The organism is Anaerococcus tetradius ATCC 35098, from assembly GCF_000159095.1.
Taxonomy (GTDB): Bacteria; Bacillota; Clostridia; order Tissierellales; family Peptoniphilaceae; genus Anaerococcus; species Anaerococcus tetradius.
Map to the genome: position 1 here is coordinate 1 of NZ_GG666374.1, position 285 is coordinate 285.

A 285-nucleotide genomic window follows, 5' to 3' on the forward strand; every position below is an offset into this window, starting at 1 on the left:
CCAGAAGGATCAGACGTAAAAGTTGACCCAGATAGCGGAGTAATTACAGTACCAGCAGACAAAGTAGCAGATGGTACAGAAGTAAGTGCAAAAGCAAAAGATAAAACTGGAAACGAATCAACAGAAGCTGGAAAAGCAACAGCAAAAACACCGGCTGACACAACAGCACCACAAGCACCAACCGTAACTGCAAACAAAGACGGAAGTGTAACAGTAACACCACCAACAGACGCAGATACAAAAGAAGTTTCTGTAACATACAAAGATAATGACGGAAACGAAAAG

General features: G+C 42.1%; 1 protein-coding gene. It reads left to right on the forward strand.

Annotated elements, in window-relative coordinates:
• Nucleotides 1-285, forward strand: a 285-nt coding sequence (locus tag HMPREF0077_RS10860) for a hypothetical protein (protein WP_004837958.1), incomplete at both ends; no start/stop codon positions are given.